Below are 16,172 nucleotides of genomic sequence, written 5' to 3'. Positions count from 1 at the left end.
CCTGGTCGTGGTAACGACCCGGACCGCGCGCTACTGTCGCGCGGGCCGGACAAGGGCATGCTGATGAAGGCCGACGGCGGCCATATTCATCAACCTCCCTGTCCCGTGATCACGCGCCTCTCGCGCTGACGCGACGTTAGCAGGCCCGGAGCCCGGCGCGCAGCCGCCCTTCGCGCCGGCGGGATCGCGGCGCGACCCGCGCGCCACTCGCCCGGCCGGCATCGACGCCGCCATGTGCCGCCTCACGCGACGTGCTGGCACTCCGGCAGGCTGTCCAGGTTGTTCGGCGACGCGTCGTCGGCGACGGTACGCAGGTAGGGCCGACCACGCTTGGGCCGGACCACCCGGATGGCCGTACGTTCCGTGCCGGGCTCCTGCACGAAGAACGCGAACCGGCCGCTGCCCATCAGCTCGATCGCCTCCGGCACCGGGATGAGGAAGTGACTGCCGTCGCCGTTGTGCCCGCCCAGGGCGAGGGTCGTGCCGCTCGACGTGCGCACGCAGCTCACCCGCACCGGCACGGCCGTGTCGTGGTACTCGGTGTCGGCGACCAGCGCCACCTGCAACCAGCCCTCGCTGGCCGTCGACGGCTCGTTCGGCAGCAACGCGTCCGGGGTGCTCGGCACCACCACGTCCGTCCGCCACGTGCCCGGCTCGGCGCGCCGGTGCCAGTGCCACGAGCCGCGTACGTCCTGTGGCAGCGGCAGGCGGGTCGTCTCCAGGTCGTGCAGGACCGGGCCGTAGCGCAGGGCGGGCGACAGCCGGGACAGTGCCGAGGACGTCCACTCCCGCAGCAGCCCCACCGACTTCTGCGGCACCAGCCCCGCGGTGACGTGCACGTCGGAGCCGGGCACCATCAGCAGGGTCAGCGGCACCGGCACCCCCGGGTTGACCGTGAACACCCCGGAGGTGTCCACGTACGGCGAGGTGATCGGGTCCGCGCCCGGCAGCGCGGCCGCCCCACTGGCGTCGGGCAGCCCCGGCGCGAGCAGCGCCACCGCCGGGTCCACGATGTGCAGCCGGTCCATGTCGTCACCGACGCAGTACGCCAGCAGCCCGTCCTGCGCCCGTGCCAGCGTGCCCAGCCGCACCGGGACGCCGGTGCGCGCGTTCTCCGGGGGCTGCCGCGGATCCTCCACCTCCACCTTCAGGTACGCCCGCACCACCGCGACCGGCCGGCCGAGCAGCAGCGCCAGGTGCTCGTCGCCGGCCCGGCCGGTCACGTCCACCGTCCACCGGGTGGTGTCCAGCACCCGCAGCAGCGACTCCAGCGCGCTCTGCGCGCCGCCGGCCGGATGGCCGCCCGCCCGGGCGGTCGCCAGCGCGTGGTCGGCGGCCAGCATGCGGTCGGCGAACCGGGCCAACAGCGGGTTCGGCAGGAACCGGCTCGGCGGCGCGCCCAGCGTCGCCGGGCGGCCCGGATCCTCCTCCCACGCGGTCACCGTCTCCGGGTCGGGGCGCAGCCGCCCGTAGCCGTTGCCCTTGTCGTCGAAGAACTCCAGCGTGCGGTCCACCGACGACGGCACCAGGTAGCCGCACACCGGGCTGACGCCCGCGTCCGCGTCGCGCGGCGCGCCGAGCGCGTCGGCGAAGCGCAGCAGCACCCGGGCCGGGGCGGTGAAGCGCGGCCGCAGGGCGGCCAGGTCCGGGTGGCCCGGCACGGCGAGCGTCACCCCGTGCGTCACCGGCGCGGGCGTCGCCACGTCCGGACCGAGCACCTCCAGGAACCGGCCGTAGCCGTCGACCAGGCGGGCCCGGTCCAGCCGCAGGAACCCGGCCCGCAGGGCCACGAAGTCCGCGGCGCGGGGGGTCTGTGGCGGCTGCGCGGCGTCGGTGGCGTTCGGGGCGTCCACCACCAGGCCGGTGGCGTCGCGGCGCAACTGCTCGGCGATCCCGACGAGTTCGCCGGAGAGCAGGTCGCGTTCGGCGTCCTGCGGGTCGACCGTGCCGTCGAGCAGCGCCGCCGCCGACGCCGACAGCATCACCCGCCCGCGCAGCGTACGGCCCGTCTCCGGCGCCGGCTCGGTCACGACGGGTGGCAGGTCGTGGTCGACCTCGCCCAGCGGCCAGTCGTGCGCGCCGCGCGGCGTCGGCAGGTAGGTGGCCGACCACTCCAGCAGCAGCGGGTTCCACGGCCGGCCCGGCGGGGTCACCCCGACCGGGCTGGGCAACTGCCCGTCGACCACGGCGCCCGCCGGCGGTCGCGTCGGGTCCCCCACGCCCGGGTCGAACGTCGCCCACCACGCCGCCCGCGCGGCGGCCACCGGCGACGGCTGGGCGTCGGTGGCCAGCGCCAGGTCGGGGGCGGATCCCGGGTCGATGCTGGCCAGCTCGACGAGCAGGTCCGTGGCCACCGCCGGCACGCCGTACTGCGGCAGCAGCCCGGCCAGCGGGGTGGGCGGCAGCACCGCCGCGCCCGGGCCGGCGTCGCCGCCGGCCACGCCGAAGCCGCGTACGGTCTGCCCGTCCACCCGGCACAGCAGGTTGCCCAGCTCGGAGTAGCGGCCGTCGGCGCCGTGCTTCGGGCTGCGTCCGCCGCCGGCCACCACCAGCGCCGGCTCCAACGCGTGCCAGACCCGCGGCCGGGTCCGTTCCACCTGCACGAACGACCCGCCGCCGGCGGCACCGCCGGAGCCGGCCGCCGGCTGCCAGATGTACTCGTTGCCCGCCGCCGCCGGGGCCGAGCCGAACCGGCTCTGGTGCAGCGAGGCGTCCAGCCGGGCGGGACCGTCGGCGCCGGTCACGTCGGACAGCGCGCCCTGCAGCAGCGCCTCGACCATGCGGGCCGCGTCGGCGGGGTCGTCCGGTTCGGCGGCGAGCGCCGCGAGGGCCTCGGCGAGGGTCTCCCCCAGCGCCACCGCCACCGCGTCCGACGCGGGACGGTGGTCGGTCTCCCGACCGAGCAGCCCGCCGTCGCCGGGCCAGTTCGGCTGCGGCCAGCCGATGGACACCGCCGCCGCGTGGTAGACCGACCGGTCCGGCACCGGTTGGTCGTCGCGGCGCGGCGGGTGGACCTCCCAGCCGAGGTCCTCCATCCGCTCCGTGTACGCCGTCTCCCCGGCCACGTGCAGCGGGTCGCGAACGGGGTCGGTGTACCAGCCGAGCACCAGGTACGCCACCGGCCCGGTCACCCCGGTCAGCTCGTCGTGCAGGGCGAACCGGTGGGTCACGTTGTCGTAGTAGCCGGCCCAGCCGAGGTCGCCGTGGCCGAGCGCCGTCAGCGGGGACCTCGGCGCGGCGCCGGGGGCCGGCAGGGTCGGGCCGGTCAACGCCCGGTCCACCCGGACGGGCTCGATCGCGCCCGCGTACGGCAGCAGCCATGCCTCCACCGCCCGGGGGCCGGGCGTCGCCGGGCCGGAGATCCGCACGACCAGCCACCGGTCGGGCACCGGCGGGAACATGGTCGCGCCGGTGTCGTCGGCGACGCCGCGGGTCAGCCCGTCGGGCAGCCCCCAGTGCAGGTGCGCGCCGGGCGGCCGGGCGGTCTGCCGCGCGCTGAACGGTTCGGGCAGCACGTCCTGCTGCACCCGGCCGCTGGCCGGCGGGGTGGGCCGGGTCAGCGCCGTACGCGCCCAGTCGGAGGCGGCGCCGGGCTCCCGCACGACCAGGACGTCGAGCGCGACCGGGACGAGGACAGTTGTCACGACAGGGGGCTCCCTCTGTTCGGGGTGGGCCTGACCGCGGTCGGGCCCGCGGTGGGTCGGCGACGCCGAGGATCAGGCCGGCGGGGTGGAGGCGCCGAACCGCTGCCGCGACGGCGCCTGGAGCAGGGACAGCGCCACGGCGGCGCCGCCGCGCGGCCGGGGCAGGGGCCGGGCCTGGTCGAGGTTGCGGGCCAGGCCGGCGACGTCGACGACGCCGGGCACCGGGCCGGGGCGCATCGGCACGGCGACGCTGCCCAGGTCCGGTCCCGCGCCGTCGCGGATCGGGGCCCGCCAGCCCGTCCCGTCGGCTTCCAGGCCGAACTGCACGCTCTGCGGCGGCTCCTCCAGCCACACCAGGCGGGGGGCGCCGTGGAACAACGCCACCAGCACCGACGGCGACAGCCGCTCCAGGCGCAGCAGCTCCACCACCAGGTCGGGTCGGGTGCGGGCCAGCTCGTCCGGGTCGACGCCCGGCCGCACCACGGCCTGGTCGTCGCTGGTCCAGGCGCGTACCTCCATGCCGGGCCAGCCGCTGACCAGGGACGACCGGAGCAGGAACCCGGTGACCGGGACCGGCCCGGCCGCGGCGGTGAGGTCGCCCGCGGCCCGGGCCTCGGCGAGCAGGTCGGCGGCGACCGGTATCGACATGCGGGTGCGCTGCACCTCCCGCACCAGCGGCAGTTGCTCGGTCACCGCGGCGGTGACCTGCGGCAGCAACGTCTGGGTGCCGGCGCGTTCCCGGCTGCCGTCGCCGCCGACGGCGAGCGCCCCCGCCCGCAGCCGCTCCAGCCAGCCGCCGTCCAGGCGGAAGAACCGGATGGACTCCGGCGGCAGCAGGCGCGCGTCGGGCACGAGGTAGCGGAACGGCAGGTCGTGCAGCAGGCTCCAGCGGGCCAGCACGTGCTCGACGTACGGGGGCAGCGGCGGCGCGTCGGCGGTCGCCTCCGTGACCGGCCCGGCGACCGCGGTGCCGGCACGCGCGGCGGCGGCCAGGGTGCGGGCCCGCGGCTCGGGCTGCCCGGCGGGGTCGGCGGGCGGGCCGACGAGCGCGCCGAGCCGCTCGGCGAGCAGCCGGCCGCCGGCGGACAGGTGGGTCGTCACGAGGATTCTCCTTCCGGGTGCAACTGGCGCGGGATGACGGTGGAGCCACCCGGGTGCGCCTGCCACAGGTCGGCGCGGGCGGTGCGGGACAGCAGCCGCTGCGCGAACGCCGCACCGAGGGCGGCGAGGGGGTCGGCGCCGTCGACGGCCACCGCGGCGGCACGCCGCAGGTCGGTGCCCTCGGCGGCCACCGCGGCGGTGCGGCGCACGGCGGTGCCGGAGGCGGCGTACGAGCGGGCGTTGTCCTCGCGGAGGCCCGCCGCGCTGCCGGCTCGGGCCGCGTCGTCGGCGGCGCGGTGCCAGGCCACCACCTCGCGGATGAACCTGCCGTCGGCGGCGGCGAGGAGCCGGCCCAGCTCGAACGCGGCGGCGCCCGTCACGTCGCCCGGCCCGGCGGGCAGCGGGTCGGGCGCCGCACCGAGCAGCGGCGGGCGGTAGCCCATGGTGGCCGGCGTGCCGTCGCGGCGGGTGGCGGCCAGCGCGAGCGCCCCGTCGGCGTCCACCAGCGGGGGCTGCCCGGCCGGCGGGGCACCGAACGCGCCGAGGTCGAGGTGCGCGGCGACGTGCTCGAAGGTGCCACCGGCGGTGCTCGTCACGAACGGCCAGGACGCCAGCACGAGCAACGTGGGCACGCTGGTCAGGTTGGTCGCCCAGACGTCGTCACGGGCCTCCAGCGACACCAGGCAGGCCGTGTACGGCGTGGGCGTGGCCCCGCCCAGCGGCAGCCGGTTGGCGGTGACCACGGCGAACCAGCCGTCGTCGTCGCTGCCGGCCAGCGCGGTGTCCGCGACGTTGACCTGACGGACGTGGGTGAGCAGCCCGACGTCGGTGCGGCTGGGCAGCAGCGCCCGGAAGGTGGCCAGGTCCTTGGCCCGCAGCCCGACGACGGCCCGGTTGCCGTCGACCGGCTCGATGCCGTTGAGGCGGGTGAACACCGCCTCGCCGACGACCGAGCGTAGCGTCCCGGTCGTCAGGGTCGCCTCGTCGGACCGGACGACCAGCAGCGCCAGCCAGGGAGTGCCGTCGCCGAGCCGCCGCTCCCACGGCAGGGCCCGTCGGCCGAGGACCACGTGCGGCAGTCGGTCGCCGAACGCGCCCACCGCGTCCCGGGGCGGGTGCTGCCCGGCGACCTCGGTGGCGTCGAGGGCGAGTCGCGGCGCGCCGACCTGCACGTGGGTGGCGTGCTCGGGTGGCGATGTCTTCGGGGTGCCCCGGTCCGTCACCTCCAGCCTGCTGGTGAACCGGTAGATGCCGGCGGTGAGCGACGGCGTCACCGTGTCGTGCAGCCGGATCGAGCCTGGCGCGACGGGGGTCTCCGTCATGACGCCTCCGTTTCGTCGTCGTCGAAGGCGACGAACGCCGCCGTTGGTGCCGGGGCCGCCGGCTCGGTTGCCGGGGCCGCCTCGGCGACCGCGGTACGCGCCACCGACCGGGCGGCGGCACCCGGGCGGCCGGGCACCGTCGCGGGTCTGGTGACCCGGGCCAGTTCCCGCCGGGCGGCGGTGCAGTCGGTGTCGACGGCGTGTTCCGGGGTGCCGATCACGGCGGCGACCCGCCAGCCGTCCCCCGCCACGACCTGCACCGAGATCGCCTCGGCGCCCCGCTCCGCGTCGACCGTCAGGAGGATGCGGTGCGGCTGGTCGTCGTCGGGGGCGTCCTCCCGGCTGCTCACCCGTACCCCGTCGAGTTCGATGCGGACGTCGGCGAGGCTGGCGGCGGCGGACACCGGTTCCAGGGACACCACGACCGCGCGGGTCGTGGCGGGCAGGGTGGTGACCAGGCCGTCGACGGCGGCGGAGAGGAGCGCCGCGGGCACCGGCACGTGCTCGCCGGCCTGGCGGTAGCGGGCCGGCGGATGCCACGGGTGCGGCAGCAGGACGGTGGCGCCCGGGGCGACGAGCACGCCGTCGGTGACCGGGACCAGCGGCGTGTCGGCGGCCCAGCCGGCGGCGGCGCCGGCCGCCGGGGTCACCACCGCGCGGGCGGCGTCGGCGGGCACCCGGGCGCCCGCCCGGGCCGGGCCGTCGCTGAGCGGCGCGCCGGTGCCGGTGAAGGTGACCAGCCGCAGCGGCGTCGGCCCCTCGTCGAGGCGCAGCCGCAGCCCGCCGGCGCCCGTGGTGTCCCAGACCTGGGTGCCGCCCACCGGCAGGGCCGCGCCGCTGTCGTGCCCGGTGCGGGCCCGGGCGGCGGCGCGGAACTCCGCCCGCGCCGCGCCCCGGTGCTGGTCGGCGGAGACGGTCGCCCGCAGCCTCGGCCCGGCCGGCGCCGCCACGGCGCGGCGGGCGGTCACGGCGGTCTCGGACGAGTCGGTGGTGCGCCGCAGGCGCAGCACCGACGGCGCCGGCGCGGCGGCGCCGGGGACCGACAGCGGCAGGTGTCGCTGTGTCTCCTCCTCGATCATCGTGGCCAGGGCCACGTCCGGCAGCACGCCGGTCGCCTCGGAGACGGTGATCGGGGCGGCCAGGCCCACCGACGACAGGGCCCGGACCATGGTGGGAGTGGCGCCGCCGTTCGCCGTGCCGGCGAGGGCGCTGTCCCACAGGCCGGCCGGGAATCCGGTGCTGGCGGTGGACGGCCGCAGCGACCGGATCTGGGCGGTGGGCACGGTGACCCAGGTGGTGCCGACGCGCTGTTCGACCGTGACGACCATGGTCGCGCGGGTTCTGCCCATGTTCCTTCCGGCGGGGACGACGTCGACCTCCCGCCCGCCGGTGCGGTCGTCGGCGCGACCGCTGCCGGTCAGCCGCCATCCGTACAGCGGCATCAGCGACTCCAGCCGGACCGCGAACTCCGGCGCCACGGACCACGGGCGTTCCAGGGTGCCGTCGGGACGGCTGCCCACCGCCGGCGGCAGGGTGCCGGCGGTGACGGTGCCGCTGGTCGCCGGGCGGGCCGCGTCACCGCCGCCGAGGTACTTGACGGTGACCTGGTTCCAGTCGAGGAACGGCTGCGGCTGCGCCCTGCCGAACTTGACGGTGACCGAGGCGATGGCCAGGTCGACCGTGACGGTGCCGTGCAGCGGCGGGCCCTGGATGCGTACCCGCGCGCCGAGGGAGACGCTGACGTTGATCCGCGCGCAGGCGAAGAAGCACACCTTGATGGTGAAGCGCGCGCCGACGCTGACGCTGGCGGTGATGTCGTAGGTCAGCGGGTCCCACCGCAGGTACACGTCGAGGGCGGCGACGAACCAGACCCGCACCGGTGAGCGGTCGTACGAGGCTTCCAGGCGACCGCCGAGCATCACCGCCGACGGGGTGAGGGTGAAGTACGCCTCGCCCTTGACCACCACGCCGCCGCCGACGGACCAGTGGAACCCGACCCGGGGCACGTCCGGGTAGTGCGCCGGCTTGTTGAACCGGGGGTGGTAGCCGCCGATGGAGAGCAGCACCTCCGGCCGGTCGAACCACACCACGAAGGCGAACCCGCCGGTGACCTGGCAGTCGCGGCTGAGCAGCCACGAGTTGCGGGTCAGCGCCGCCCGGACGGACAGCACCTTGTCCACGGTGCTGTACCGGGCGGCCAGGGCCAACTCCAGGTTGACCACCGCGGCCTGCGCGTCGGGCAGCGCCATCCGCATGAGGCCGAGCAGGCCGACCTCCAGTCCCCGGTCGGCGGAGACGTAGGCAAGGGCGGTGGTGTGCAGCAGTTGGAAGGTGGAGAACTTCACCCCGGCGGCGAGCCAGAACGCGCCCCGGGCCGGCGGGATGTCCCTGGACATCCGCGCCAGTGCGCCCATCGGGCCGCCGGAGCCCCCGAAGCCGCCCTCGTCGATGGCCTTCACCAGGGGGAAGGCGGGCACGCCCTGCGGGTCGCGGGGCACCATCAGCCGGCGGTTGTAGCCGGCGCCGCCGGCGAGGCCCAGGACGTACAGGTAGGGCGGGCCGCCGAGCGGGAACCCGACGGAGAGGAACACGAACAGCGAGGTGTACTCGCCGAGGTCGTCGCGGGGTCGGGCGTACGAGCCGACCGCGGTCAGGCCGCGCCCGGCCAGGTCGACCGAGAGCATGCCGTCGTACTGCACGCCGTTGGCGCCGGTGACCTTGACCAGCCCGCCCGCGACCGACACCCCGGGCGAGCTGAACGACACCGACAGGCCGGCCAGGTCCACCTCCCAGGCGCTGAGGTCGGTGGGGTTGCGCAGCGGCACCAGCAGCGACAGGTCGTCGACGTCGAGGGTGAGCCCGGCGACGGCGACCCCGCCGTCGACGGACACCCCGACCTTGCCCGGCCCCGAGGTGGCCGCCTTGTACAGCAGCGCCAGTTCCGCGATGTGCAGCGGACCGTAGCTCCGGTTGATCTCGAACCGGGCCTCGGCCTTCCCGCCGAACAGCACCAGCCACCGGCCGCCGCCGCGGGCGACCAGCACGTCCAGGGGCGGATTCGCCGGGGCGGCGTCGCCGCCGCCGCCGGTCTGCAGCAGCGACGCCGCGACCGGGTTGGACCCGCCACCGCCGGGGGCCATCGGGAACCCCAGCCCGTCGAGCATGACGGCGCCGTCGACCACGGTCGGCCGGTCCAGCGCCGCCGGTCCGGTCAGCGCCAGGTCGGCGCGGACGTGGGCGCCGACGGCGCCGAGGCGGAATCCGCCGGTCTCGACCAGTGCCCTGCCGGACGCGGCGGCGGCCACCCGGATGCCCAGCCCGCCCAGCCGCAGCACCGGCCGCAGCTGCGGCGCGGCGGGGGTGGTGAGGTCGAGCAGCAGCAGGCCGACGCCCCGGCCGGCCTGGCCCCATCCGGCGTCGACGGTGTCGGGGAGCCCGAAGCGCAGCTGCACGGCGGTGTCGCCGGCGGGCAGGGCCAGCTCGCCGCGCAGCACGAGGCCGTAGCGGGCGCCGTCGGTGACCACGGACAGGGTCAGCCCGCCCGGCACCGGCACGGGCACTCCGATGACGGCGTCGAGGGCTCCGCGCAGCACCATGACCGGGGTGGGCAGGGCGGGAGCCATCCGCATCCCGTCCGGGGAGTCCACGGCCACGCCGGCGGTCGTGAGGATCTGCGCGGCGGTGCGCCCGCCGGACCACAGGGGCCGGCGCAGCCACGGCTCGGCCGCGCGCAGGGCGAGGGTGCCGGCCATCGGCACGACCAGCCGCTGGGCGAGCTGCGCCAGCTCGGCCGGCCCGGGCAGCTGCACCACCGGCGCGAGCTGGACGCCCAGCTCGCCGGTGCCGGCGTCGTCGCTGCCGAGCAGGCCGAGCCGCACGGCCAGCCCCGCCGCCGTGGCCTGCGCCGACAGCCGGGCGCGCAGGGCCACCCCGAGTCCCGTGTCGACGTACGCGTGGGCGCTCAGCGACGCGGTCACGGTGGAGTCGGCGTAGCCGACGGCGATGTCGGCGGTGACCGCGCCGGCGGTGAGGCCCCGCACGGACATGCCGAGTTCCGGTCGATCGGCGGCCAGGTCGGTACGCAGTTCGACGGTGCCGTCGAGCACCGCGACCCGGACCAGCACCTCTCCCGGGGTGGCCGGTTGCGGCACCTGGGCGTCCCCCAGGACGCGGCGCAGCAGAGCCACGACGGCGGGCGCGACGACCGAGCCGGCGCCGGAGAGGGCCCCGGTGGACAGGTCCCGCACGAGGTCGGCGAGCGCGCCGGTGCGGGCGGCGAACCCGTGCGGCGCCGCCTTCGGGTCGTAGACGCCGAGCGCCGTGGCGACGTCGAGCACGTCGTCGAGGACGGCGGGGTGCGGGTCGCGGGCGCCGATGCCGTCGACGAGCCGGTCGAGGACCTCCGGCAGCAGCCGCGCCCCGGCGGCCTCCACCAGCGTGTCCAGGCCGCTCACCGCCGGCAGCAGGGTGACCGTGGCGTCCAGCGCGGCCGGGGTGACGGCCACGGACAGGCCCGAGGCGTCGGCGCCCAGCCGCAGGTCGAGCGCGCCCCAGTCGCCGGGCAGCGGCAGGTGCAGGGTCAACTCGCCGCCCGGCTGCACCTGCCGGGCGGCGTCGACGTCCAGCCGCAGCGCGAGGTCCAGGGTGGCCGTGCCGGCGTCGTCGGTCCACAACACGATCGGGTCGGCGGCGCCGACCAGCAGCCGCAGCGCCCGGTCCTCGGCGGCGCCGACGTCGAGCAGGTCGACGGTGACACCGCCGGGCAGGGTGAGGGCGTGCGCGGGGTCGGCGGCCAGGCCCAGCGGGGCCGCGGCCAGGCGCAGCAGGCCGGCCAGCGGCGCGGCCTGCGGCGGCGCGCCGGGCGTACCGGCGAAGGTGCGCTGCAGCCAGGCGGCCGGGTCGGTCAGCAGCCCGTCGAGGGAGGCCACCCGCAGGTCCTCGCCGGTCAGCTGTTCGAGCAGGACGCCGAGCGCCCCGCCGACCAGCAGCCGGGGCAGCAGCGGCGCGAGCCGGGCGGGCAGGTCCGGGGCGGCCGGCGACAGCCCGACCGGCCCGGGCAGCCACGGCGCGGCCAGCGACACCGCGCCGCCGGCCCGGGTGAGGGTGACGCCGCCGACCGCGAGCGCGGCCTGCACCCGCGGGGTGGGGTCGGCCAGCGCCACGGTCGAGGAACCGGTGAGGGTGACGCCGCGGCCGAGGCGCAGCCCGGTGCCGGTGGTGCGGGCGGTGAGCCGCCACGGCTGGGCCTCCAGCACCAGCTCGACCGGCAGCCCGGCGAGGCGGCGCCGCCAGGGACCGCCGCCGGCGGCGGTGTCCCGGACCAGGCCGAGGAGCCCGGCGGCCCGGTCGACCAGCGCGGGCAGCCGGGGCGCCAGCCAACCGGTGGCGTCGGTGCGCAGCGCGGCGACCGCGTCGGCGAGCACGGCGGCCGGCCGGCCGGGCGCGGCGCGGTGAATGACGCCGAGGGCGGCGAGTTCGTTCAGCAGCCGGGTCAGCCGGCCGTTGGCGGCGGCCACCCGGTCGAGTTCCTGCACCAGGGCGTCGAGCAGCTCCGGCGACCGGGGGTCGGCCAGGTCGACGGCGGCGGCCGACTCGCCGCGCAGGGCGGCGTCGTGCAGCACCACGTCGATGTCGGTGACGGGGCCGGCGGTGCCGGCACGCACGGTGGCGCGGACGGTGAGGGCGCGGACCCGGGCGGGCCTCGGGGCGCCGGTGCCGGGCCCGCCGAGCAGCCACCCGTCGGGGCGGGCGACGCGGACGCGTACCTGCGCCGACGAGAGGTCGGCCGGCGCCGCCGGATCCAGTGCCACCGTGCCGAGCCCGAGGCGTACGTCGACGTCGACGTCGGGGTCGCCGGCCGCCGGGGCGCCCAGGTCGAGGGCGAGCCGCAGGGCGGCGACCGCGTGGGTGGGCGGTGCGGCCGGTCCGGCCTCCTCGACGGTGCGCGTGGTCAGCGCGGCGACGAGCGCCGCCCGCAGGTCGCCCGCTCCCCCGCTGCCGTCGACGTCGCCGAGGCTGCCGTGCAGCGCGAGCGCGGGCACACCGCGCAGGTCGACGGGTGCGCCGAGCCAGCGAGCGAACGCGGCGGCGGGCAGCGGGCAGGGGCGGGCCTGCGCGCCGGGCTCCCCGGCGGCGTACCCGTCGAGCAGGCGGCGCTGGAGGCGCAGGGCGGCGTCGAGCAGTGGCGCGGCCGGCAGGCCGGTCGGGGCCAGTACGCCGGCCAGCCGCACCCCCTCGGCCACCGTCGGGGCGTCCAGCGGCAGCAGGGCGCCGTCGAACGTGGTGCCGACGGTGATCAGGCCGAGCACCTGCGCGGGGACGGCCGCGGCGAGTTGCCGGGCGACCAGGCCGAGGTAGGAGTGTCCGACCAGGATCGTGCGTACGCCGGGACGCACCGTCCGCACCGCGTCCTGCACGTGCCGCAGCGCGGCGAGCGCGGTGGCGGCGGGGAGGGTGCCGTCGTCGGCGAGGTCCACCACGTACCAGTGGGCGGCGGGCAGCGCGCCGAGGTCGACCAGGTCGGGTGGGGTGCCGGGGACCCGCAGGTCCACGGTGGCGACCTGGTCGGGCGCGACGTCGCCGAGCAGGTCGGCCCAGGGTCGTGACCCGGCCAGCGGCGGCGCGAGCAGCAGCACCGCCCAGTCGTCGCCGGCGGCGGCCGTGCGGGCGGCGATCTCGTCGCGGAGTTGGGCGACCGCCGTCGGCGCGGTGGTGAGGCTGTCGTGGGTGGCGGCGACCGGGGTGCCGGTGCGCCAGCCGGTCTCGGCCGGCGGGGCGGTGCCGGCGGGGATCAGTCCGTCGCCCTCGGTGAGCACGCCGGCCAGCGCCCCGAGCGCCGCCGCGGCGTGGGTGGCGTCGACGCCGTCGAGCACGTCGGCGATTTCCGGCAGGTACGCCCCGGCGGCCTCGGCCGTCGCGATCACGTCGGCGCCGGTGACCGGGATCGGGTCGGCCTCCTCCGAAGCGTCGTCGTCGGTGTCGGCGCCGGCGAACCGGTCGACCAGCGGCGCGATCGCCCACTTCGCGGGCGGGCCCTGCGGCTCCAGCCAGGCGAGGACCTCCACCGCGTCGTCGCCGGCGCGGTGGACCGGCACCCGCCAGGGCGCCGCCTCGGTGCCGCCGCCGGAGACGGGCAGGTCGACCTGTGGCAGGTCCTGGCCGGGCAGGGCGGGCAGCCGGTCGGTCAGCGCGGCCTGCAGCAGCCGCAGCAGCGCCACCAGGTACGGCGTCCCGTCGTCGGTGCGGGCGTCCTCGTCGCGGGCCAGGTCGGCGAGCCAGCGGCGCAGCGCGGCGGCGGGGTCGGCCAGCAGCGACGACAGGTCGGTCGGGTTCGGGGGCAGCAGCGGCGGCATCGCGGCCAGCGGGCCGGTGGTGCCCGGCCCGGCGATGCCGGCCAGTGCCAGCAGGTCGCGGGCGGTGGGGCCGGCCCACGACTCGGCGACCCGGGCGAGCAGGCCGCGGGCGGCGCCCCACAGCGCGGCGGGGTCGACGCCGAGGCCGAGGTCGGGCAGGGCGGGGTCGATCGGGCCGGCGGGCGGCAGGGTGAGGTCGCCCAGCAGGTGGGGCACCCCGTCGACGGTGACGGCGAGGTCGTCGACGGTCGCGGTGACCGCCACCGGCGACCCGAGCGACCAGGCGACGTCGAGGCGGACGCCGTCGGTGGAGACGCGTACCGGCGCGCCGATGGCCAGGGCCGGCGGGTCGAAGGCGGCGGTGGCGGTGACCCCGCCGAGCCAGGCCGGACCGGTCGCCCCGTCGAGCGGGATCGAGGCCAGCGCCACGCGGACGTCCACCCGCCAGGGCAGGGTCGCGTCGAGGTGGGCGCCGCCGCGCAGGGCGAGCCCGAGCTCGACGACGGGCGCGGCGGCGGTGCCGGAGTCCCACAGGACGAGGTCCAGCGCCACGGGGGCGCCCGGCGCGGCGGCGAGCGCGTCCACCGGGACCCGCCACGGGTCGGCCGGGGTGCCGGCGCCGGTCACCACCGGCGTGGCGGTGCCCGCGAGCCGGGCGACGTCGCGCAGCACGCCGGGCCAGCCGTCGGGTGTCTGGCGCAGTTGCCGGTAGTAGGCGGCCAGCGCGCGGGTCGGCGCGGTGGTGAGCAGTCCGAGGTCGACCCCGGGGGTGGTGCCCAGCCCGAGCAGGCGCCGCAGCGCGGCGACCGGTCCGGCGGCGGGGCCGAGCCCGGTCTCGATGGCCTCCTCCAGCAGCGACTGCGCGGCGGAGGTCAGCGACCGGGCGTCGGTCAGGTCGACCAGGTCGAGGTGGTGCGGGTCGTCGCCGATGGCGACGGTGACGTCGCGCAGTTCCAGCAGCGGGGTGATCGTGCCGCTGGCCGCCCGGTAGCGCAGGCCGGCGCGCAGCCCGCCGACCTGCACGGCGCCGGCCGGCTCGTCGGCGGCCGGGAAGAGCCGACCGCCGTGGGCGGGCGCGGCGACGAGCACGTCGAGGCGTTCGAAGAGCGTGACCGGGGCCGACCCCGCCAGCGGCACCACCAGCAGCACGGCATCGCCGCGTACGGCCGCGTCGAGCGTGCCGTCGCCGGTGTAGGTGACCCGGGCGCCGACCACGAGGGCGTCGGCGCCGGTGGCGGGGTCGGTGCGGACGGCCACGGTGAGGTCGACCGACGGCGGGCCGGCCAGCACCGGGATCAGCAGCGGATCGGCGTCGGTGGGCAGGTCGGTGCGCTTGGACTCGTCGGCGCCGAGCAGGCCGGCGACCGAGTCGAGCCAGCCGACCAGGCCGGGCGCGCCGTCCGGGGTCCGCGCGGCGACCAGCGCGGCCAACCAGGACCGGAACGCCGCCGGGTCGGTGGCGAGGTCATTCAGGGGCAGCGGCACCAGGCCCGGGGCCAGGCCCAGCAGGCCGGGCAGGTTGGCCGCGACCAGTCGCACCGGTACGGGCACGCCGTCGCCCACCTCGGCCAGGACGTAGCGCAGCAGCGCGGTGACGAGCAGGGCCAGCTGTGAGCTGCCGGCGGCCGGGTCCAGCACGAGCGGCTCGGTGGCGCCGGGCAGGCCCCGGACGGTGACGGTGACGCGGCTCAGCGCCTCGTCGGGCGGGGCGACCAGCAGGACGGCCGCCTCCACGCTGGCGCCGGTGTCGCCGAGGGGCGCCCGCGCGCGCAGCCGGACCGGGTGTTCCCGGCTGGCGGCCACGGGGGTGACGGTGCCGGCGGACGCCACGAGCAGGTCGAGCCGCGCGGTGACGGCGGGGCCGCCGGCGACCGGCCCGGCTTCGGCCTCGATCGCCAGGGTCAGCGGGGCGGACGCCGCCAGCCCGGCGCGCTCGACGACCAGGTAGACCTGGCCCTTGCCGCCCTGCTCCAGCAGTGGCACGTGCCGGGCGACCCGGTCGGGCCGGCCGGCGGCCTCGGTCGCGAAGCGCGGCCGGGCCGAGGGCAGCAGCCCTTCGATCGCGCGCACCAGCGCGCCGCGCTGCACGTCGCTGGCGACCAGCTTGCCGACCCGCGTCCACGGGTCGGCGAAGAACTCCTCGACCAGCCGGACGCCGCCGCCGGACGGGGCGAGCAGCCCGAGCGCGATGCCGAGGTCCTCGACCTCGGCGGGAATGCCGTCAACGTTGATCACGAGCCCACCCACCCCATCGTCCCCCTCGGTTCCCGCCCTCCTCAGTAGATCCGGCGCGGGAGTTCCCGGAGGCTACGGAGGACCGACACCGAAACTCTGTCGCCCTTCGGACGTTGCCGACCGTGCCGTCGCCGAGACGGTCCGAAGCGTCAGGCCGCGCTCGCCCGTTGCGGCACGCGGCTTCCCCGCCCGGCCGACCGGGTCAACGACTCGGCGGCCGGCGGCTGACCGATCGATCAGTCAAACGCGTTCCCCGGCCACCTGAGTGCCTGGCCGCAGTGGACACGTTCGACGACCGTCGACCGTCGTCCGGCGGCGGTGACCGACCGGTCGGTCAGTCGTGATGCCAATAGGCGACTCTCCCCTTGCCGGCCCGCCGCCGCGATCCCGAAGGTTGCCCACGAGAACGTCAGTCACCCGCCGTCGACCCGGGGCGGCGACGCCCGTGCCGCGCCCCGCGACGCGGCCGGGCCGACCGGATCCGGCCGGCAGGGTGACGATTCGGAAGAGGGGGGACC

4 protein-coding genes are annotated in these 16,172 nt (G+C 77.8%); all 4 read right to left on the bottom strand.

Annotated elements, in window-relative coordinates; genetic code table 11:
- Positions 1–242 precede the first annotated feature (242 nt).
- Positions 243–3,644 (bottom strand): DUF3892 domain-containing protein, encoded by a 3,402-nt coding sequence (locus ABZ793_RS09905; protein WP_357454652.1) that lies wholly within the window; start codon positions 3,642–3,644, stop codon positions 243–245.
- Positions 3,645–3,716: 72 nt separating this feature from the next.
- Positions 3,717–4,745 (bottom strand): hypothetical protein, encoded by a 1,029-nt coding sequence (locus ABZ793_RS09900; RefSeq protein WP_357454649.1) that lies wholly within the window; start codon positions 4,743–4,745, stop codon positions 3,717–3,719.
- Positions 4,742–6,067 carry a hypothetical protein gene (locus tag ABZ793_RS09895; RefSeq protein ID WP_357454646.1) on the bottom strand — a complete coding sequence of 442 codons (1,326 nt, stop codon included), beginning with the start codon at positions 6,065–6,067 and terminating at the stop codon, positions 4,742–4,744. Before ABZ793_RS09895 ends, ABZ793_RS09900 begins: the two co-directional genes overlap by 4 nt.
- Positions 6,064–15,654 (bottom strand): DUF6603 domain-containing protein, encoded by a 9,591-nt coding sequence (locus ABZ793_RS09890; protein WP_357454643.1) that lies wholly within the window; start codon positions 15,652–15,654, stop codon positions 6,064–6,066. Before ABZ793_RS09890 ends, ABZ793_RS09895 begins: the two co-directional genes overlap by 4 nt.
- Between the last annotated feature and the right edge of the window lie 518 nt (positions 15,655–16,172).

Origin of the sequence: Micromonospora sp. NPDC047465 (genome assembly GCF_040643125.1) — a bacterium.
Taxonomy (GTDB): domain Bacteria; phylum Actinomycetota; class Actinomycetes; order Mycobacteriales; family Micromonosporaceae; genus Micromonospora.
This window is presented reverse-complemented; position numbering and strand designations above follow the sequence as displayed.

Bases quoted from the DNA above. Each gene is read 5' to 3' on its own strand.
- ABZ793_RS09895 (WP_357454646.1), bottom strand. From the start codon at position 6,067: ATGACGGAGACCCCCGTCGCGCCAGGCTCGATCCGGCTGCACGACACG.